Origin of the sequence: Marinobacter sp. NP-4(2019) (assembly GCF_003994855.1) — a bacterium.
In the GTDB taxonomy this organism is placed as follows: Bacteria; Pseudomonadota; Gammaproteobacteria; order Pseudomonadales; family Oleiphilaceae; genus Marinobacter.
Genome location: NZ_CP034142.1, coordinates 1,354,175 through 1,373,024 on the forward strand (window position 1 = coordinate 1,354,175; position 18,850 = coordinate 1,373,024).

25 protein-coding genes are annotated in these 18,850 nt (G+C 56.0%); 15 read left to right on the plus strand and 10 right to left on the minus strand.

Features of this window, described 5'->3' with window-relative positions:
• Nucleotides 1-75: 75 nt before the first annotated feature.
• Nucleotides 76-684 carry a LysE/ArgO family amino acid transporter gene (locus tag EHN06_RS06210; protein ID WP_127331157.1) on the plus strand — a complete coding sequence of 203 codons (609 nt, stop codon included), beginning with the start codon at nucleotides 76-78 and terminating at the stop codon, nucleotides 682-684.
• A 15-nt stretch (nucleotides 685-699) separates the two neighbouring features.
• Here the strand turns inward: EHN06_RS06210 and EHN06_RS06215 are convergent, their stop codons facing one another.
• The 4 genes from EHN06_RS06215 to EHN06_RS06230 form a co-directional block, all read right to left on the minus strand.
• The gene (locus EHN06_RS06215) at nucleotides 700-1,326 is read right to left on the minus strand and encodes a hypothetical protein (RefSeq protein WP_127331159.1); all 627 of its coding nucleotides are present in this window, start codon (nucleotides 1,324-1,326) and stop codon (nucleotides 700-702) included.
• Nucleotides 1,327-1,344: 18 nt separating this feature from the next.
• Nucleotides 1,345-1,749 (minus strand): C40 family peptidase, encoded by a 405-nt coding sequence (locus EHN06_RS06220; RefSeq protein WP_228257418.1) that lies wholly within the window; start codon nucleotides 1,747-1,749, stop codon nucleotides 1,345-1,347.
• A 183-nt stretch (nucleotides 1,750-1,932) separates the two neighbouring features.
• Nucleotides 1,933-2,313, minus strand: coding sequence for a ribbon-helix-helix domain-containing protein (locus EHN06_RS06225; protein ID WP_127331161.1), 381 nt, complete (start codon nucleotides 2,311-2,313; stop codon nucleotides 1,933-1,935).
• A 51-nt stretch (nucleotides 2,314-2,364) separates the two neighbouring features.
• The gene (locus EHN06_RS06230) at nucleotides 2,365-2,934 is read right to left on the minus strand and encodes a DJ-1/PfpI family protein (protein WP_127331163.1); all 570 of its coding nucleotides are present in this window, start codon (nucleotides 2,932-2,934) and stop codon (nucleotides 2,365-2,367) included.
• A 199-nt stretch (nucleotides 2,935-3,133) separates the two neighbouring features.
• On the opposite strand from EHN06_RS06230, the gene EHN06_RS06235 reads away from it, so the two are divergent.
• The 8 genes from EHN06_RS06235 (at nucleotide 3,134) to EHN06_RS06270 (ending at nucleotide 8,829) form a co-directional block, all read left to right on the plus strand.
• The gene (locus EHN06_RS06235) at nucleotides 3,134-3,451 is read left to right on the plus strand and encodes a DUF2007 domain-containing protein (protein WP_127331165.1); all 318 of its coding nucleotides are present in this window, start codon (nucleotides 3,134-3,136) and stop codon (nucleotides 3,449-3,451) included.
• Between the two features lie 74 nt (nucleotides 3,452-3,525).
• Nucleotides 3,526-4,011, plus strand: a complete 486-nt coding sequence (locus EHN06_RS06240) for a MarR family winged helix-turn-helix transcriptional regulator (RefSeq protein ID WP_127331167.1) — start codon at nucleotides 3,526-3,528, stop codon at nucleotides 4,009-4,011.
• 57 nt (nucleotides 4,012-4,068) lie between these two features.
• Nucleotides 4,069-4,497: an organic hydroperoxide resistance protein gene (locus EHN06_RS06245; protein WP_127331169.1), complete on the plus strand. Its 429-nt coding sequence runs from the start codon at nucleotides 4,069-4,071 to the stop codon at nucleotides 4,495-4,497.
• 10 nt (nucleotides 4,498-4,507) lie between these two features.
• On the plus strand, nucleotides 4,508-5,050 hold the full coding sequence (gene thpR, locus EHN06_RS06250) for an RNA 2',3'-cyclic phosphodiesterase (RefSeq protein WP_127331171.1): 543 nt from the start codon (nucleotides 4,508-4,510) through the stop codon (nucleotides 5,048-5,050).
• 72 nt (nucleotides 5,051-5,122) lie between these two features.
• Complete coding sequence (locus EHN06_RS06255) at nucleotides 5,123-6,691, plus strand: bifunctional GNAT family N-acetyltransferase/carbon-nitrogen hydrolase family protein (protein WP_127331173.1); 1,569 nt, start codon at nucleotides 5,123-5,125, stop codon at nucleotides 6,689-6,691.
• A gap of 52 nt (nucleotides 6,692-6,743) precedes the next feature.
• Nucleotides 6,744-8,243: a YdbH domain-containing protein gene (locus EHN06_RS06260; RefSeq protein ID WP_228257419.1), complete on the plus strand. Its 1,500-nt coding sequence runs from the start codon at nucleotides 6,744-6,746 to the stop codon at nucleotides 8,241-8,243.
• Nucleotides 8,240-8,455, plus strand: coding sequence for a YnbE family lipoprotein (locus EHN06_RS06265; protein ID WP_206075733.1), 216 nt, complete (start codon nucleotides 8,240-8,242; stop codon nucleotides 8,453-8,455). The genes EHN06_RS06260 and EHN06_RS06265 overlap by 4 nt, the downstream gene beginning before the upstream one ends.
• 29 nt (nucleotides 8,456-8,484) lie before the next feature.
• Nucleotides 8,485-8,829, plus strand: a complete 345-nt coding sequence (locus EHN06_RS06270) for a YdbL family protein (RefSeq protein WP_127331175.1) — start codon at nucleotides 8,485-8,487, stop codon at nucleotides 8,827-8,829.
• A gap of 42 nt (nucleotides 8,830-8,871) precedes the next feature.
• On the opposite strand, the gene EHN06_RS06275 is transcribed toward EHN06_RS06270, so the two are convergent.
• The 5 genes from EHN06_RS06275 to rluF all read right to left on the minus strand — a co-directional run bounded on the left by EHN06_RS06275 (nucleotide 8,872) and on the right by rluF (nucleotide 13,849).
• Nucleotides 8,872-9,297, minus strand: coding sequence for a hypothetical protein (locus EHN06_RS06275; protein ID WP_127331177.1), 426 nt, complete (start codon nucleotides 9,295-9,297; stop codon nucleotides 8,872-8,874).
• 32 nt (nucleotides 9,298-9,329) lie between these two features.
• Nucleotides 9,330-11,105: a putative bifunctional diguanylate cyclase/phosphodiesterase gene (locus EHN06_RS06280; protein WP_127331179.1), complete on the minus strand. Its 1,776-nt coding sequence runs from the start codon at nucleotides 11,103-11,105 to the stop codon at nucleotides 9,330-9,332.
• Nucleotides 11,089-11,532: a response regulator gene (locus EHN06_RS06285; protein ID WP_127331181.1), complete on the minus strand. Its 444-nt coding sequence runs from the start codon at nucleotides 11,530-11,532 to the stop codon at nucleotides 11,089-11,091. Before EHN06_RS06285 ends, EHN06_RS06280 begins: the two co-directional genes overlap by 17 nt.
• Nucleotides 11,529-12,812, minus strand: coding sequence for a sensor histidine kinase (locus EHN06_RS06290; protein ID WP_127331183.1), 1,284 nt, complete (start codon nucleotides 12,810-12,812; stop codon nucleotides 11,529-11,531). Before EHN06_RS06290 ends, EHN06_RS06285 begins: the two co-directional genes overlap by 4 nt.
• A gap of 131 nt (nucleotides 12,813-12,943) precedes the next feature.
• The gene (gene rluF, locus EHN06_RS06295) at nucleotides 12,944-13,849 is read right to left on the minus strand and encodes a 23S rRNA pseudouridine(2604) synthase RluF (RefSeq protein WP_127331185.1); all 906 of its coding nucleotides are present in this window, start codon (nucleotides 13,847-13,849) and stop codon (nucleotides 12,944-12,946) included.
• A 230-nt stretch (nucleotides 13,850-14,079) separates the two neighbouring features.
• Here rluF and EHN06_RS06300 point away from each other — a divergent pair, with 230 nt between their 5' ends.
• The 6 genes from EHN06_RS06300 (at nucleotide 14,080) to EHN06_RS06320 (ending at nucleotide 17,979) form a co-directional block, all read left to right on the plus strand.
• A complete protein-coding gene (locus EHN06_RS06300; protein ID WP_164735587.1) occupies nucleotides 14,080-14,979 on the plus strand; it encodes a sensor domain-containing diguanylate cyclase in 900 nt (299 codons plus the stop codon).
• A gap of 55 nt (nucleotides 14,980-15,034) precedes the next feature.
• The gene (arfB, locus tag EHN06_RS06305) at nucleotides 15,035-15,448 is read left to right on the plus strand and encodes an alternative ribosome rescue aminoacyl-tRNA hydrolase ArfB (RefSeq protein WP_127331189.1); all 414 of its coding nucleotides are present in this window, start codon (nucleotides 15,035-15,037) and stop codon (nucleotides 15,446-15,448) included.
• A gap of 35 nt (nucleotides 15,449-15,483) precedes the next feature.
• Nucleotides 15,484-16,095 (plus strand): ABC transporter ATP-binding protein, encoded by a 612-nt coding sequence (locus EHN06_RS06310; RefSeq protein ID WP_127331191.1) that lies wholly within the window; start codon nucleotides 15,484-15,486, stop codon nucleotides 16,093-16,095.
• Complete coding sequence (locus EHN06_RS21600; protein WP_265936913.1) at nucleotides 16,095-16,421, plus strand: ABC transporter permease; 327 nt, start codon at nucleotides 16,095-16,097, stop codon at nucleotides 16,419-16,421. The genes EHN06_RS06310 and EHN06_RS21600 overlap by 1 nt, the downstream gene beginning before the upstream one ends.
• Nucleotides 16,397-16,888, plus strand: coding sequence for an ABC transporter permease (locus tag EHN06_RS21605; protein WP_265936914.1), 492 nt, complete (start codon nucleotides 16,397-16,399; stop codon nucleotides 16,886-16,888). Before EHN06_RS21600 ends, EHN06_RS21605 begins: the two co-directional genes overlap by 25 nt.
• A gap of 80 nt (nucleotides 16,889-16,968) precedes the next feature.
• Nucleotides 16,969-17,979 (plus strand): CobW family GTP-binding protein, encoded by a 1,011-nt coding sequence (locus EHN06_RS06320; protein WP_127331193.1) that lies wholly within the window; start codon nucleotides 16,969-16,971, stop codon nucleotides 17,977-17,979.
• Here EHN06_RS06320 and EHN06_RS06325 read toward each other — a convergent pair.
• The gene (locus tag EHN06_RS06325) at nucleotides 17,976-18,800 is read right to left on the minus strand and encodes a DUF6160 family protein (protein ID WP_127331195.1); all 825 of its coding nucleotides are present in this window, start codon (nucleotides 18,798-18,800) and stop codon (nucleotides 17,976-17,978) included. The genes EHN06_RS06320 and EHN06_RS06325 overlap by 4 nt on opposite strands.
• Between the last annotated feature and the right edge of the window lie 50 nt (nucleotides 18,801-18,850).

The following is an 18,850-nucleotide window of genomic DNA, read 5'->3' on the forward strand; positions in this document are numbered from 1 at the left end:
GCAGCATTACGAATATGAATTTCCAGTATAGCGGTAAGCCGGTAATCTTGCGCCATTGGATGAGGAGATTCACTAGTGCTGGAGAGTTATCTGACCGGTTTGGTCGTGTGCGGCGGCATCATCGTTGCGATCGGTGCCCAGAATGCCTATGTGCTGAGCCAGGCGATCCGCAGGGAGCACCATTGGTGGTCGGCCGGGTTGTGCATGGCGGCGGATGTCACCCTGTTTACCCTGGGCATGTTCGGGGTCAGTGCTGCGCTGATGGCGATGCCCCAGGCTTTGGAGATTCTGCGTTGGCTGGGGGTGGTGTTCCTCGGCTGGCTGGCGGTACAGGCATTCGTTCGCGCTGGTCGGGGCAGGGAGGCGCTGGAAGCGGGGGAAGTAACGAAAAGAAGCCTGAAGGGCGTGCTGTTCACCACGCTGGCGGTGACCCTGCTGAACCCCCAGGTGTATCTCGATACCCTGCTGCTGATACCGGCGGTCGGGGCCCAGCAGCAGGACACCGCCACCTTTGTTGCTGGCGCCAGCAGTGCATCGATTCTCTGGTTCGGATTGCTGGCCTGGAGCGGATCGGCGTTGGCGCCGATTCTGTCGCGGCCACTGGCCTGGCGCGTAATTGATGGTGTTATTGGCCTGATGATGGCGGGTATTGCGTTGCACCTGGCCTTTAATGGTGGCCTGTAGACTCTGACGCGACGGTCAGAATCGGAAAGCCAGCCCGGCACCTGCCTCAACCTGCAGATACCCGCTGCTCTCAAACCGGACGTTGCAGCCGCCGGAGCAGAATACCGAGCCGCCGCTGTCGAGTACGGTGTAGATGCCACGCAGGTCCAGCCGCAGCAGTAGCTGTTCGGTCAACGGAAACTTGTAACCGCCGCCCAGTGTCAATGATGCCCGATGGTGGGTGTCCAGGCCGGAGGGTTTGGGGTCGAGCCGGGTCACGCCTGCAACACCTGAAATGAAACCGCCAGTGGTCTTGCCGCCGGGGAAATACAGTCCGCCGAATTGCAACTGGTAGAGGGTGATATCCACCCGGTCACGGGGCGGCGACAATAATCCTTGCGGGATGTCGGCCGTGGTTTCCTGCCTGCCCAGGTACAGTTCCAGCTGCTTGCCCGGTTCCTGCAGGTCGATGTTCACCAGTAGGCCCTGGCTTACGGTGTCATCCAGCTTCACCCGGCTTTCGGAGTCGTCGGCGTCGTTTCTGGTGTCGAATTCTCCTCCCATGCGGAACCCCGCAAACGGAGTGACCTCCACCTCCGCCGTAGCCGGCATCGCCAATGAAAAAATGGCCAGATAACGACAAAGGGATCGTGTGAATGTCATGGGCTCGGTACTCCAGCGTCAGTCAAAGCGTCGGGCCTGGGTAAATCGACCTTTCCAGTAGTAACCGTTCATCGACGACTGGGTTACGCCAATCGACGTGGAGGCATGGATAAAGCGATCTTCACCCATGTAAATGCCAGCGTGTTGCTCCTTGCCGCCAATGCGGAAAAAGACGAGATCGCCAGGCTCTATATCTGCGGGGGGGACTGCGTCGCCACTGGCCAGCATCTGTGAGGTGGTCCTGGGAAGCTGTTTTTCCAGCCCCTCCTGATAGGCGGTCAGGATGAAACCGGAACAGTCGAAGCCGCTGGAGGAGGTGCCGCCGTACTGATAGGGCGTGCCCCGGTAGCGCTCGAACACCTGCCAGAGTTTTTGCGCTTTTCCCGGCTCCTGTGCCGCAGCCGTCGGCGAGGAGAGGGGCACGTCACTCCTTCCAGGCAAGCTCTGATGGCTGGCACACCCGCCCAGGGCAAGGGCTGATATGACCAGGATAAGGATATATCGAACTGATGTGTGCATATTGAAACCCAGACCGCCTATTCTGTGTTCCAACTGTATTATTCCTTCGAACGGATGTCAGGTTACGGTTTGGCGTGCTGTGCCGGATCAGTGGGTGGCGTCACCCCCGGGGGCGGACAAAGTCCCCGAAGCCGGCTTCTTCTTCAGGATCCGGTCGGCATCCAGGGAAGCAATGGGCACGCGGGTATCCCTCGGAACATCACCGGTTAGCTGTAGTTCCAGGTAACGCATCGCACAGACCCGCAGGAACGACGTGAAATTCCCCAGGTCATGCCCGGCATCAATGGATTCATGATAAAGGCGGGTGATCATCTGCGGCAGGTTCATGCCGTCGCGCTCGGCCAGTTCGGCGAGGACATGCCAGAAGGCATTCTCCATGCGAACGCTGGTCACCATGCCGTCGATGCGAAGGGAATGTGTTTTGCTGACCCATAGCTCCGGGTCGGCATTGATGAAGAGCTTGCACATGGTGCTCTCCCAAGTTCTGAGTTCAGGGGCCGGAATCCGACCCCTGAGGGTTTAGTGGTCCAGCAGTTTGAAAAACTGTGCCAGCCAGGCCGGGTGGGCGGGCCAGGCGGGCGCTGTTACCAGATTAGCATCGGTCACGGCCTGATCAACCTCGATGCTGGCAAAATGGCCTCCCGCCAGTTCCACTTCCGGCTGGCAGGCGGGATAGGCGGAACATTGGCGGCCTTCCAGAACCCCCGCTGCCGCCAGCAGTTGGGCGCCGTGGCAGATGGCGGCGACCGGTTTTCCGGCATCGAAGAAGTGGCGCACCAGATTCTTCACATCCTCATTCAGTCGCAGATATTCCGGAGCGCGTCCACCGGGAACCACCAGTGCGTCGTAATCCGCCGGGTTAATGCCGTCGAAATCCGCGTTCAGGGCAAAACGATGGCCGGGTTTCTCCGTGTAGGTCTGGTCGCCCTCGAAATCGTGGATGGCGGTGGCAACGGTATCACCTGCTTTCTTGTCCGGACAGACGGCATGAACCGTGTGGCCGACCGCCTGCAGTGCCTGGAAAGGCACCATGGTTTCGTAATCTTCGGTGAAATCACCGGTAATCATCAGAACCTTCTTCCCGCTCATGGCTGTCTCCTTGTCATTGTCGTGCCAGGTCAGGAAACAGTAGCAGCGGGGTGTCGTGAGTGGGTATTAACGGGATACTACAGGCTTCTATCTTATGCGGGTTGTTGGTCCCGTCGGTCCTGGCGGGCTATGCTTTAAATGGTGCCGGTGTTTTTTTGCGGGGCCGTACGTACTGACAGGTCACAGAAGGAGGCGGGCGTTGCAGATAGCCTACAGGGCCCGGGATATTACCGAGGCACACATTGTAGCCGGCCTGCTTGAAGCCAACGGAATCGAAACCTACGTTGGCGGCCACTACCTGCAGGGGGCGATGGGAGAAATCGGCGCCGCCGGGTTCAGCAATGTTCATGTGGAAGACGAAGACCTGTACCGGGCACGGCAACTGGTTGCCGAATACGAATCCACAGGCCACGGATACGTCGCGGCCGAGGATGACGACGACCGCCCGGACTTTTACGCACGCTGGTTTCTTCTGGTGTTGGCCGTTCTTGGATTGTTGTTGTTCAGTCTTTACTAGGAATTTAATTTCCCCGCAAACTGATCCATGGGCTAAAATAGATCGTACACGAGGTAATCGTTAGCGAGTTAATTATGAAAGAACGGACATCAACACAGTCATGCGAACCGGCGAATGAGCTATTGAAGCTGGACCGGCAGATGTGCTTCGCCCTGTATTCCACCTCGCTGGCCATGACCAAATTGTATAAACCGGTGCTGTCTGACATCGGCCTGACCTATCCCCAATACCTGGTGATGCTGGTGCTTTGGGAGCAGGACGGCATCACGGTATCGGCGCTGAAAGAGCGCCTTTACCTTGATTACGGCACTCTGACGCCATTGATCAAGCGTCTGGAAAAGCAGGAACTGCTGACCCGCACCCGGCCACCGGAAGATGAGCGGCAGGTGCTGATCCATCTCACGACCAGGGGCCACAGCCTGAGGGAGAGGGCGCAACCGGTACCCATGCATGTGGCCGAGGCATCCGGCTGCTCCCGTACCGAACTGGAGGATCTGAAGAGCCAGCTCAACGCACTCAGGCAACGATTGCACAGTCATCTTGAATCCGGACCAATCTGAAGCCGCTCATCCGGAGTGGTATCTCGGAAGTCCACCCACAGCGAAAAGGAGAACACCATGTCTATTGAACAAGTCGCATACCGCGCCTACGCAGAAGCAACCGGTGGCCGCGACGGCCGCGCCATTTCATCCGATGGCATCCTGGATGTGGAGCTGGCAACGCCGAAGGAGCTGGGCGGCGCTGGTGGCAAGGGTACCAACCCGGAGCAATTGTTTGCTGCCGGCTACTCCGCCTGCTTTATTGGAGCCATGAAATTTGTGGCTGGCCGTGACAAGCTCAAAATGCCGGAAGATGCCTCCATTGAGGGTGTTGTCGGTATTGGCCAGATTCCGGGTGGCTTCGGTATTGAAGTCGAATTGCGTATCAGTCTGCCTGGCATGGACGATGCCGAGGCAAAACAGCTGATCGACGAGGCCCACAAAGTATGCCCGTACTCCAATGCCACTCGTGGCAACATCGACGTAACGCTCAACCGGGTTGCCTGAGCCACTGACCATGCACCGGTTGTTTTTCGGGCTGGACATCCCGGCTGATATCAAACAGCGGTTGCTCGGGGTAAATGCGCCGGTATCCGGCGCCAAATGGCAAAGCCCCGAGCAGTTGCACATCACCTTGCTGTTCCTTGGAAATGTTGAGCACGGCCGGATTGCGGGTCTGTGTGAGGCCGCCAGGGATCTCCCGGTGGAAGCCTTTGAGCTTGATGTCGCCGGTCTCGGCTGCTTCGGCCAGCCCCGGAGCCCGAGGAACCTCTGGGCGGGTGTGCAGCCGCCGGAACCCGTTGCGGCACTGCATGACGTCCTCCGGGTCCGAATGGGATATCTCGGGTTTGCACCCGAAACCCGGGTATTTCATCCTCATATCACCCTGGCGAGATTCAAAAAACAGCGCGGTTCGGTGGCGCAGTTACTGGAGGATTATGACAACGCGGCTTTCGGGCATTTTGCCGTTTCCGATATTGCTCTGTTTGAAAGTAACCAAGCGTCCCGAGGTTCTGTCTACACAGTCATCGAGCGCTTTCCGTTGCCGGGCCCGCGCTGATCGATTTCCCTTGACGGAATGGCATCCGGCCACCAAAGATGAAGGCAAATCAACGCCTTTTTCGAGGTGTCTATGTGCCCGCCGTTTTCCGATCCTGACCTGCGTCTGTATGTCCGCAACGCCACACTGGCGGATATTCCCGGCATCATCGAGCTCAGCCGTCGTGTCTATGAAGGCACCGGCATGTACGGCTACACCAAGGGGCCGCTGACCGGGCAGATCAACACCTTCCCCGATGGCCAGTTCGTCGCCATGCTGGGCGATACCGTGGTGGGCTACTGCGCTACTTTCCGTATTGCCGGGGAAGTGGCCCTGGCGCCCCATGACTGGACCTCCATTACCGGCAATGGATACGCTTCCCGGCACGACCCGGAAGGTGACTGGCTGTATGGCATGGAAGTATGCGTGGACCCTGAGTGCCGCGGATATCGCATCGGCGAGCGGCTGTATAACGAGCGCAAGCAGTTATGCCAGACACTGAACCTACAGGGTGTGGTGTTTGCCGGGCGCCTGCCCAGCCTGCGACAGCGTCTGAAAAAGTTTGGTTCTGTTGAGGCGTACGTTGAAGCCATCAAGAGCAAGGAGCAGAAGGACCCGGTGCTGTCCTTTCAGTTGCACCAGGGCTTCGAGGTACACGGCATCATTCCCCATTACCTGGACGCCGACCACGACTCCATGGGGTATGGCATCCACCTGGTCTGGCATAACCCGAAAGTCCCCCGGAACGGCCAGAACGAACGACCCAAACGGTATGGACAACGCATGCGGGATACCGTGCGTATTGGTACAGTTCAGTATCAGCAGCGGCCCGTGGGTTCCTTTGATGAATTCAGCGAAATTGTCCGTTACTTTGTGGATGTGGTGTCCACCTACAAGGGCGACTTCGTGGTGTTTCCGGAGCTTTTCACCCTTCAGTTGCTCTCCATCGAAGCCCGCAGCGGCAGTCCGGCGGAGACCTTCGCCTCGGTCAGTCATTACGTGGAACGCTACCGCGAACTGATGCGGGACTTGTCCCTACGCTACAACATTAATATCGTGGCCGGCTCCACGCCAGTGCGTGAGGAGGACGGCACCATCCGCAACATGGCCCATGTGTTCCTCCGGGATGGCCAGGTCTTCACCCAGCCCAAGATTCATCCGACCCCGAACGAGGCCTACTGGTGGAACGTGCGGGGAGGTAACCGGGTCAGTGCCATTGAAACCGATTGTGGCACCATCGGTGTGCTGATCTGCTACGACGCGGAATTTCCGGAACTGACCCGTCACCTGGTGGATCAGGGCGTCTACCTCATCTTCGTACCCTTCTGCACGGACGAGCGCCAGAGCTATTTGCGGGTACGTTATTGTTGTCAGGCCCGGGCGGTGGAGAATCAGGTGTATGTGGTTTTGTCCGGAAATGTCGGTAACCTGCCCAACGTGCCGAATATGGAAATCCAGTACGGCCAGAGCTGTATTCTGACCCCCTGTGATTTCCCGTTTGCCCGGGACGGTATAGCCGCCGACACCGAACCGAACGTCGAAACCGTGGCCTTCGCGGACCTGCGACCGGAGGTGCTGGTCACCGCCCGCAACAGTGGTACCGTGAAGAACCTTCAGGATCGCCGGCACGACCTGTACAGCGTGACCTGGCGGGGTGAATAGACGGTGAATAGACGGAACTGACAGGAGCATTGCTTTGCCATTTGATGGCCTGATGTCATGGAAACGATGGCCCAGTCTGGCGGTGTTGATGGTGTTTGCCCTGGCGGTGCAGCCGGTTTTTGCCGCAGGCTGGTCGCTGATGCTGCAGCAGGGGCGGGTAGGTCTGGCGCTGCCGGATATTCACGCCGGAGACTGGACGGTGACCGGCGTTCGCGCGGATGTGGTCACCAGGGTGGAGGCGGACAGCCACAGTGTGACCATCCGTTTCCGGCCCGGATCCCGGTTGCGGGCGGCGCGTATTGTCAGGGAATCCGCCGACACGCCCGCTCAACTGGATGACATCCGTATAGACTTGCGGGGCGTTACCCTGACCGTGAATCTCGGGGATCATGGCCCTCTGATCGGGCGGAGCTCTGTGGCCGGTCAGGTGGCTATTGAGATCGGGGCGCTGAATCATCCGCGTATAAAACCCCAGGGCTGGCGCTTTGAAGGCAAGGTGAATGGCCCCTTGTCGGATCTGGAATTTGCCGGGCAGTTACGCTCCGATTCCGGTCTGGTCGCTGACGTGATCCTGAAAAACGTACCAGGGGAACTGCTGGCTGCCCACGTGACAACGGTGATCGATGGAGAACAGGGTGGCAAAGCCCTGGCCGGCACCTTCACCGACTGGCCCGACCTGCTTGAACTGAGCATGGGGACGTTGCGTGCTGAAGCGGATTTCCGAATGGAGCCCGACACGCCGTTGGCTTTTGATGGCCGGCTGACTGTTGACGGGGTTGATGGGGTTATGGATCGCACCGCCGTATCCGACCTGAACGGACGGCTGCTGATCAGTCTGGAGCAGGACTCGCTGTCCGCCCGCTTTCGCGAAGTGAAGATCGGCCAGATCAACTCCGGTGTCGGCATCGGCCCTGTTCGCTTTCTGGCTGACTACGAGGCTCCTCGTTCCGACTTCCTTGCCGGAGTTCTGGATATCCAGCAGGCAACCGCCGACTTTCTGGGTGGCCGCCTGAGGGTGGCACCCGGCGCCATTGATCTCTCCAGGGAGCCCTGGCAGTTGCCAGTTGATGTCCATGACGTGGCCCTGGCGCGCTTGCTGCAGGTGTATCCAGCGGAAGGCCTGGAGGGCACCGGCGTGCTCAGTGGCCGTATTCCGGTTCAGGTCAGTGACGCCGGTGTCGAGGTTGAGAGGGGCAAGATTTCCGCCATCGCCCCGGGTGGGTTACTGAAACTCCCCGCCCATCGGCTTCGGGCCATGCTCGGCAGTCACCAGACGATGGACCTGGTGGTGGAAGCTTTGCAAAACTTTCACTATTCGGTACTCGATAGCACGATAGACTACGATGAAAAGGGCAAGCTGGTGCTTGATGTCAGGCTGGAAGGGGAAAACCCTGAAGTCAGGGGCGGGCAACCGGTGGTGCTCAATATCAGTCTGGAGGAGGATATTCCCGCCTTGTTAACCAGCTTACAGTTAAGTGGCAGGGTGAACGAAGCCGTGACCGAACGAGTTCGGGAACGACTGCAACGATCTGGGGAGGAGGCAGTGCCATGACGAATGTAATGCGGTCGTACCGGTCGCTTGCGACGAGAGCATTGATGATACTGATGCTGCCGCTGGCGTTATATGCATGCACACCTACGGTACAGATGGCCGCACCCAAAGAACCGATTACTGTAAACCTGAACGTCAAAATCCAGCACGAAATCTACGTCAAAGTGGATAAGGAAGTGGATGAACTGTTCAGTGAACAGGGGCTGTTCTGAGTGAAGACGGATATCTCAAGGGGTTGATAATGAAACGATTGATACAAATAGGTGCCTTCATTCTTGCAATCGCTATGAGTCTGCCTGCGCTCGCCATGGGGCTGGAGGAAGCCAAGCAGAAACTGGAATCCGTCAAGCAACAGGGCCTGGTGGGTGAAACGCCGACAGGTTACCTGGATGTAGTTCGTGCCAACGGGGAAGCCCGTGAGGTAGTGGAGGCCATCAACAGTGCCCGCAGGGATGAGTACACCCGCATTGCGGAAAAACACGACATTCCGGTCACCCAGGTTGAAACGGTCGCGGGCAAGAAAGCGATCGATAAAACGCCTTCCGGTCAGTTCGTGCTGATTGAAGGACAGTGGGTGAAAAAATAGAAACGTGATGTTTCTATCTGGATTACTGGACCGGCGTTTTTGCTACAGGGAAAGAGGCGACGTTACATTGAACCAGTAATCCTCCATGACCTGGACAATCTTAATTAAACCTTCGAACCGCAAAGGCATACGAATAACCGATGCTGCCCCCAGCCGGTAGAGTTCCGGGGTGTTGGGCGAAGTACTTTGTCGGTAGAAAACGATAACGGGTATGGCCTTGATCATTGGTGTCTGTTTGATGCGGGCCAGAACATCGGTGCTGGACCACTTGCCGTCGTCCAGGGCTATCATGATCAGGTTGGGTAATGAGGTGTCAAGTGCTTCAAACAGCTGGTCAGGATTCTCGAAAATCAGCAGTTCATGTCCCAGTGAGTTGATTTGCAAGGCGTCGGACAGCTCCTCCCGCTCTCCTTCGGCGGAGGCGAGAAGTGCGATTCTGAACCGTTTTTTATGGGATGCTGACTCCATTCGTCCATCCTTCCCTGGGTTGGCGGGCATGTTCATTGACAGTCGTTCTCCCCCGCTGATTTCGATGGCACTGGTTGCTCCTGATCCAGACCGTTGTGGCTTTGGGCAAACAACAGGGCCTGTTCTGCAGGCATCGGCTTTGCGATCAGATAGCCTTGCCCCATACTGCATTTGATGGCAGTGAGCGCCTGAAGTTGCTCTTCCGTTTCAATCCCCTCTGCAATTACTTGCATGCCCAGTGATTCAGCCATGGTGACAATGGCCCGGCAAATCGCCGGTTCTGCCAGCGAGTCCGTTCCTTCAACAGAGACAAAGCTCTTATCGATTTTGAGATAATCCGAGGGGAAATGCTTCAGGTATTTCAGTGAGGAATAGCCCGTGCCGAAATCGTCAATCGAAATCCTGGCGCCGGTCGATCTTATCTGTTCCAGCTCTGCCAGGGCGTTATCATCTTCGGAATGTATATCCACCAGGGTTTCTTCGGTCAGCTCTATTTCAAGCAAATGAGCTGGTATCCCCTCTTTATCCAGAATGGCCTTGAGAGAGGCGCCGAAATTACCGGACTTGAGCTGGAGCGGAGATACATTGATGGCAATCGGGTAATGACTGATCCCCTGCGCTTCCCAGGCTTTCAGGAGCTTGCAAGCCTGGTGAATGACCCATTCTCCCAAGGGAACGATAAGCCCGGTCTTTTCCGCAACCGGGATGAATTCGACAGGCGAAACGAATCGTTTGACACCTCCTTCATCCTCGAGCCAGCGCAGCAGGGCTTCAAAGCCGATAATCTTCCGATCACCGAGATTCCATTTGGGCTGCAGGTAGAGCTCGCATTCGTTGTGTTCCATTGCCCGGCGCAACCCTTTTTCAAGCCTGATGCTTTTTTCCAGCTGGGTTTGCAGTCTGGCGGTGAAACACTGTAATCGGTTTATCCCGTGTCGTTTGGCTTCGTAAAGTGCAATATCCGCCTTTTGCATCAGCTTGATCGGTGTCTTCCCGTTCTCTGGGTACAGGGCTATGCCGATACTGGCGGATATATTCAGTTCATGGCCGCGAATTGCGGTTGGCGGGGCAATAGCTTCGAGCAGTTTGTTGGCTACCAGTACGGCGTCTTCATAGGCATGAATTTCGTCGACCAGGATCGTGAATTCATCTCCGCCAATTCTGGCAGCGAAATCTGAATTGCGGATAACTTTGCGTATGCGATCAGCAATCAGGGTAAGCAACAGGTCACCGGTCGGATGCCCCAGGGAGTCGTTGATTTCCTTGAAACGGTCAAGATCCAGAAAAAGCACCGCCAGTTTGCCGTTCTTACGCTCGGCTCGTGCTAATGAGGATTCCAGCATTTCCTCGAATAATAGTCGATTTCCCAACCCGGTCAGGGGGTCGCGTTTAGCCAGCCGTTCCAGGTTGATCTCCGCGCGTTTATGCTCCACCGCATGATGAATCGTGCGTTCAAGCAGTGAAGTGGATAATTCATTTTTGGGGATGAAATCGGCCGCTCCCAGATTAATGACTTCATCGTCAATTTGGCCAGAATCCGCACCAGTCAATACGACCACAGGTTGCGGTATATGTAATAGCGTGGCTTCTTTCAGAAAATCGATGGCCGTGTCTGCACCAAGGAAATAGTCCAGCAGGAAAATGTCATGGCTGGCTTCGGTAAGGTACTGCTGTGCTTGCTGGAAGCTTTTCACATGGGTGAGTTTAAAACGAAATCGCTGAGACGCCTGAAGAAGACTTTCCAGAATGATGAAGTCGGCGTGGTCATCCTCAATAACGACAACGTTGAACTCATTGTTCGTTGACATCAGGCAACTCCACGATGGAACACCAGTAACTGTTGAAGATTTTTATCTGGCCAACCAGTTTTTCAAAGTCGACAGGCTTCGTTATAAAAGAGTTTGCGCCCAGGTCGTAGCTTCTGAAAACTTCCTCTTCCCGGTTCGAGGTTGTCAGAACGATGATCGGAATATGTTTTAATTCCGGGTCGTTCTTGATTTCTATCAGACAATCACGGCCGTCCTTTTTAGGCATATTCAGATCAAGCAGGATGAGGTCCGGAAATGGATGCTCTTCCGTATTATAGGGAGGGTGCCGGTTCAAATACTTAAGAAGCTCCTCTCCATTTTCTACAAAATACAGGGGGTTGATGGATTTGCTTTCCAGGAATGCTTCTTGGGTGAGCATGCGATCAAGAGGATCATCATCGGCCATTAAAATCGTGATGGGTTTCATGCGGAAAATATCCCCATGTTATGGATGGGCAGATCAATCCGGAACGTTGAGCCTTCCCCAAGCATACTCGTGGCAGTAATCTGACCACCATGCCGCTCAATGATTTTTTTGCAGATGGCCAGCCCCATACCGGTGCCCTCATACTCGTCACGTCCGTGAAGACGTTTGAAAACTTCGAATATCTGGTCTTTGTACTGTGGGTCAAAACCAATACCGTTATCCGTAACGGTTAATCGATAGAGATCATCGGCAACCTGGCCCCCGGTAATCCGGATAACGGGAGGTGTGTCAGGTGACCGGTATTTCAAGGCATTGCCAATCAGATTCTGTACCACTTGCCTGAGTTGGGAGCGATTTCCCTGCACGGAACCCTGAATGTCCTTTTCGATGCTGGCACCGCTTTCATCGATTCGAAGTTGAAGGTCCCTTTCGGCCTCGTCAGCCAGCTCGGCAAAGGAGACATTCTCGAAGTCACGGCTCTGGGTTGTGACCCGGCTATACTCCAGGAGGCTATTGATCAGGGCTTCCATTCGCTCTGCCGCGTCGCGAATGTAATGGACAAACTGTTGTCCTTTTTCATCGAAACTTCCGTAGCGTCCGGAGGACAGAAGTTGTGTAAAAGACATCAGTTTCCTCAGCGGCTCCCGCAGATCGTGAGAGGCGATGAAGGCAAACTGCTCGAGATCCTCGTTTGATCGTTCGAGTGCAAGGGATTTGGCTTTCTCTTTCTCTTCTGCCGCCCTGCGATAGGCTATCTCCGTCTCCAGTTGTTTCTTTGCTTCCAGTAACTCCTTTACATGGTTCTGCAGTTCATTTCGGGCAGATCGGAGGTTGCTTTCCGACGCTTTTCGTAACTCGATCTCGGACTGTAAATCAGTGTTGGCTTTCTGGAGTTCCATTGGCCGGGGCAGGGCGAGCGCCTTGGGAATCAGCGGCCATATCAGTGCCGCGGTGAGGATCGACACAATGGCGGTAATCGCTTTTACGGTACCTGACAGATAATAGTCACCATTCCATATATTCCACACGGCCAGCAGGTGGGTGGTGCCACAGGCAAAGATGAACATGGCAAACAAAACGAACATCCACTGATATTCAAGATCTTTCCGCTTGAGCATCAGTACGTAGAGGGCAACGGGGATCGTGAAATAGGCTGCGGCTATCAGAACGTCAGAGGCAGAGTGTAGAAGAACAAGGTCCTGGCGCCACAAATAGCAGTGACCGTGCCCCATAAAGTTGACGTCGAACCACTCATTCAGACCGTTGGCGTGATCGTTCACTGGTGGCTCCTTTTATTGTATCCACTTTTACACAGCCGTCCATCTTGATGCCCGATATACGGCAGGATGCTTGTAGTTAGATCATACCCCTATAGTCTAGTATCGGTTATTGATTTAATCTTTGTGTCGTTTCAGCGTTTGATGCTGCGCTGTCTTTGTTTGCCGCCTTTCTGTCGTTTACCGGCCCTGGGCTTCTCTTTGCTTCCCGGAGTTTTAGGTTTGTTGGGCTTGGCGGGAGCGCGGGCGTTTTTTGCGGGGCGTTTGGAGGGCAGAGTGGTCTTGCGCTTCGTTGCCTGAGGTGTGGAGGGGGCTTCCGATGTTGAATCCCGGATCGCATCAAACAACTCCGCCAGTTCTTTCTGGGTCAAATCCCGCCACTGACCCACGGCAAGTCCTTTAAGGCTGACATTCATGATGCGAATGCGTTCAAGCTTGGTGACTTCGTAGCCGAAGTGCTCACACATCCGGCGGATCTGCCGGTTCAACCCCTGGACCAGAGTGATGCGAAAGACAAAGCGGGATTCCTGAGTCACCTTGCACTTTTTCGTCACGGTGCCGAGTATTGGTACGCCGCCAGCCATGCGCTGGATGAATTCCCTGGTAATGGGTTTGTCGACGGTGACCAGATATTCCTTTTCGTGATTGTTTCCCGCCCGCAGTATCTTGTTGACCAGATCCCCATTGCTGGTCATGAAGATCAGGCCCTGGGAATCCTTGTCCAGTCGTCCGATGGGAAAGATCCTTTCGCTGTGGCCAACGAACCTCTGGATGTTGTGTTTTTCAGCACTGTCGGTGGTACTGACGATCCCGACCGGCTTGTTCAGGGCGATGAAAACCAGGTCTTCCTCCGACCGCGGCTCGATGATCTGTCCGTTTACCTTGACCGTATCTCCCGGTAGTACCTGATCTCCCACCGTTGCTCGCCTGCCATTGATTTGGACATTGCCCTGTTCAATGTAACGGTCAGCCTCGCGGCGCGAACACAGGCCGCTTTCGCTGATGTATTTGTTGAGGCGGGTGGTGGTTCCGGAGGTCATGGGTGTCCTGTGATAGATCCGTTTATTATCGGGGCCGGTTTCGTTGGGTGCATGATAACAGGGTGACCTGAATGCGCCAGTGACGGGCACCGTGGACCGGGATGTTATAAATGGTCAAATGTCCTGAATTTGTGGGATATTTCATGGTTAAGCAGGTACTATATGTATACATAACATCAATAGTCCCCAAGGGTGTCTTCCCAACTATGCCCGTCCAGGAAAACGCCAACATGCTCGTTACGACTTCTCAGGGTTTGTTGCCGTTTATTGAATCCTTGCCTGATGCCGTTATTATTGCCAACCCAGACCATAAGATCGTACTGGTTAACTCCCGCGCCGGGGAAATGTTCGGGTACCCAGTGGATGCTCTGCAAGGTTCTGACCTGAAAATGCTCATTCCGGAGCACCACCAGGATGCGCATAAAAGGAATGTAAAGGGTTATTTCAGGGGGCCCCACGCCCGACCGATGGGGGCAGGTAAGCGATTTTCCGGGCTGCATGCCGATGGCACAGAGGTGCCGGTCGATATCATGATCAACGCGATCGTGTTGGACGGAGCCCGGGTGGCCATGGCCCTGGTCAGGGATGTCACCTACCAGCGGGAGCTGGAAGAGCGGCTGACCCTGGAGTCCCTGACCGATGAGTTGACAGGTTTCTATAACAGAAAGCATTTCAAGGCCCAGCTAAAGGCCCAGTTCTCTGCATTTGTCCGTTCTGGTATGCCTGCTTCTGTCGTGATGTTTGATTTTGATAACTTCAAGGTTATCAACGATCAGTATGGCCATGCGGGCGGAGACAAAGTGCTGGTGGATACCGGTAAGCTGATTCTTGAAGAACTCCGACCGTTGGATGTGGCGTGTCGCGTGGGTGGCGAGGAATTCGCGATTATCCTGCCGAATACAAAGCTGCAGGATGCGGTTACCTTTGCCGAGCGAATTCGCCGGTGCATAGAAAATGTGGAGTTCAGGCTGGATGGTGCTGCTTTCCACGCCACCATTACCGTGGGGGTGGCCTCCTTTACATCAACAGACAAATCGTACGATTCACTGATGAAAAGGGCTGACAACGCCCTCTATGCCGGCAAAGCTGCCGGGCGCAATTGTGTTATCTCGCAGGATTCATTAACGTAAGGCTCATTTGGATGGCTAGGCCGGATGCAACGGCCATCAACCTTTGAGCTGAACTATGTTAAAAGTTTCCAACTCCGTTGAACTGGCTGACTGGGAAATCGAGATCACCCAGATCCGCGCTCAGGGCGCTGGCGGCCAGAATGTGAACAAGGTGGCGTCGGCGGTACATCTCCGTTTTGATATTCTCCATTCCACCCTGCCGCCGTTCTATAAGCAACGGTTGATGGCATTGTCCGATCAGCGCATCAGTAAAGACGGCATTGTCGTTATCAAGGCGCAGTCGTTCCGTACCCTGGAGCTCAACAAGGAAGACGCGCTGGAGCGCCTGAAAGAGCTGATCCAGGAGGCGGTGAAGCAGCAGAAAGCCCGGCGCCCCACGCGACCCACGAAATCCTCCCAGCGCCGCCGTGTTGACAGTAAAACCCGGAAAGGAAAAACCAAGGCACTCAGGGGCAAAGTAGATATCTGACGTCTGGTTTTCCGACATGTAAGGATGCCCTGTTCATGCCCGATCTTCGGCTCGAAGATTTGTCCATTGGTTCTCTGGAGAATGTCTCCTTAACGGTGCAGGCCGGCGAGGTCGTGTGTCTGTCTGGTCGTTCCGGCAGTGGCAAGAGCCGCCTGCTGAGGGCGGTGGCGGATCTGGACGCTCATGGCGGTTCCGTCTGTCTGGGGGATACCAGACAGAGTGCTGTTCCTGGTCACCAATGGCGGCGTCAGGTGGTGATGGTTCCAGCAGAAAGCCAGTGGTGGGCCGAACGGGTGGGTGATCACTTTCCTCTAGTCGACAGTGTGAATGGGAATGATTCTCTGCCGGTCACGGATCTGGGGCTTGAGGCAGGCGTGATGGATTGGTCAGTGAGTCGTTTATCCTCTGGCGAGAAGCAGCGCTTGGCGCTGCTGAGGGCGATGGCCATGAACCCGTCGGCACTGCTTCTGGACGAGCCGACGGCGAATCTGGATGCCGATTCGGTCGCATTGACGGAACACTGGTTGAAGCGGGAAATCAGCCAGCGCCAGTTGCCCGTACTCTGGGTTGCCCATGATCGGGATCAGATTCGGCGGGTTGCCAGCCGTCATTTCACGATTCACGGCCTTACGCTGGAGGCATGCTGATGGATGTCATTGACCTGGCGTGGTGGAAGCTGGCAATGGCGGCCGGAATGATCGTGCTGCTGTCGATCTTTACCCTCATTGGTCGTCTGGGCGTTACTAAAAGCCTGTTAATTGCCAGCCTCCGTACCGGCATCCAGCTGGCATTGATTGGCCTGGTCCTGGAAGCTCTGTTTGCGTCTTCCGGGCTCCACTGGATTGCTCTTATGGCTCTGGTGATGTTGCTGGTTGCCGGCAGGGAAGTCATGGCCCGGCAGCAACACCGGCTGACGGGGGCTGGGCCTTTGGTATTGGCACTGGTGCCATGTTTCTGTCTTCGTTTACTGTGACGGTTCTAACCCTGACCGTGGTAATCGGACCAAATCCCTGGTACGCCCCCCAATACGCGATTCCACTTCTGGGTATGATGCTGGGCAACACCATGACCGGTGTTGCCCTGAGTCTGGACCGTTTAACGGAAGCGGTCTGGCGCCAGCGTGCGGTGATTGAGAATCGCCTGATGCTCGGGCAGACCTGGCAGGAGGCAGTAGGGGGTATCCGTCGGGATGCCATGCGCAGCGGCATGATGCCTTCAATCAACGCAATGGCAGCCGCAGGCATTGTCAGTCTGCCCGGGATGATGACGGGGCAAATCCTGGCAGGCAGTCCACCGGCGGTGGCGGTCAAATATCAGATCCTGGTGATGCTCACCATTACCGTTGGCACCGGTTTCGGGACCTTGATGGCGGTGGCATGGGGCAGTCGCCGTCTGTTTGATGAACGGGAACGCCTGCGCCTTGATCGGTTGTCGGGATAAACTGCCGGTTCATTCCGCTTCGCCGTCGATAGTGTTATAGTATAACAATAACCCTCACGACGTCCCCTGCGAGCCGCACCATGAAGACACCAATCCCCACCAACCTGATCCTCGGCTTTCTGGGGGTCGGTAAAACCACCGCCATACTCGATTTGCTGAATAATCGGCCGGAAGGGGAAGTCTGGGCCGTTCTGGTCAATGAATTTGGTGAGGTTGGCATTGATGGCGCCCTGCTGGAAACCGAAGGGGCCTTTGTCCGCGAAATTCCCGGTGGCTGCATGTGTTGCGTGGCCGGGTTGCCCATGCAGATTGGTCTCAATCAACTGATCCACAAGGCCCGGCCGGACCGCCTGCTGATTGAGCCCACCGGCCTGGGGCATCCGTCGCAGATCATCGACACCCTGACCAGCGAACACTATCAGGATGTCCTTGCCCTTGGGCCGGTGATCGGGTTGGTGGACCCGCGGCGTCTGGATGAGCCCCGGGTGGTGGAGAATGTGCAGTTTCGCGATCAGGTGGCGGCAGCCGATATCCTGGTGGCTAACAAGGTCGACACCTGCTCACCAGAGCAGCTGTCTGCTTTCGATCGCTGGGCAGCGGCGCTGAAACCCGCCAAGCGGGCAATCCGCCACACCAGTTTTGGGCGTCTGGCGCCGGAGTGGCTTGACGGCAATACCGACCTGCCAGAGGTGACGGAGCCACAGGCTCACCATCATCACGATCACCGGACCAAGTCTGACCCTGCTGCGTCGATTACCGATGAGCCCTGGCAACGGGTGAGTAATGAGGGACAAGGTTATTTCAGTGTCGGCTGGCGGATTCATCCGGACCTGGTGCTGGATGAGAACGGCCTTCTGGCGCTGGCATTCGATGACCGACTGTCACGCTGCAAGGCGGTGGTCCACTGCACCGATGGTTGGCGTGCGGTGAATATGGCGGACGGCGCTCTTTCCGTGGTTGAAACCGAGGCCAGGGAGATGTCGCGGATCGAGATCATTGCCCCCCGGGCGTTGGATGCCGATGAGTTCGATCAGCTACTGAGAGCGGCGAGTTCGGGTCCCCGGGATATTCGGGGACCCGGTTTCGTCTAGTGGCCGTAAATACGCATCGCTGTGTTCTGGACTGCCAGATTATCCAGGGCAACGGAACCAATAGAGGTGCCGCCTACCAGGACCTGGCCGATCTGCATGTCGGCCTCGAAGGTATTGATATCCACCGCCAGGGATGAACCTCCAGCAGCATTGGTGCCGTTGTAAACGTCCATATCCACCTTGGCACCCAACTGGGTGATCAGGGGATTGTCAGGGTCGTAGTTGGCGCCCGTCAGGCGCAGATCACGAATGCCCATGGCGAGGAACGGGATGTCCATGTCCATATCGTCGATGGCGAACAGCGTCTGCAGGTTCAGGACGTCGGTTTCGGTATCCACGTTGATTTTCATTTCGGTCAGGATGCCATCGATGGACAGGTTGTCAGCAATCAGTGTGCTGTCGGTATGTCCCTGTAATGTCCAGTCGCCGGTACGGATCGAGAAATCGATGGGTGCGGCTACCAGCGGGAAGACGTTGATCTGGGCATCGCCGTCATCAAGGATGTCGATTTCTACCTTGATGTTGTCGATCAGATCGCTGCTCTCACCGAACAGGAGCGGGCGGATGGCGGGATCGTCGAATTCCTCGAACATATCGGTGCGGTTGGCACCGCCAATAAAGATATCCTTTACCGACAATGACCCTTCATCGGTATAGATAAACTCATCCACGGTGACCTTGGTTTCCAGTTCAATAGTCACCCCGGCCTGGCCGGTGATGTTACCCATGTGGGTGTCTTCCAGGGGCTTCAGGTCGGCGTAGCCGGTCAGTGGCAGCATTGCCACAGCCGTTGCCAATGTAGTTTTCTTCAGGCTTTTCATGGTGTTCTTCCTTGTTGCTGTTGTTGTTATGGCCTGCCTGCCAGCCAGGT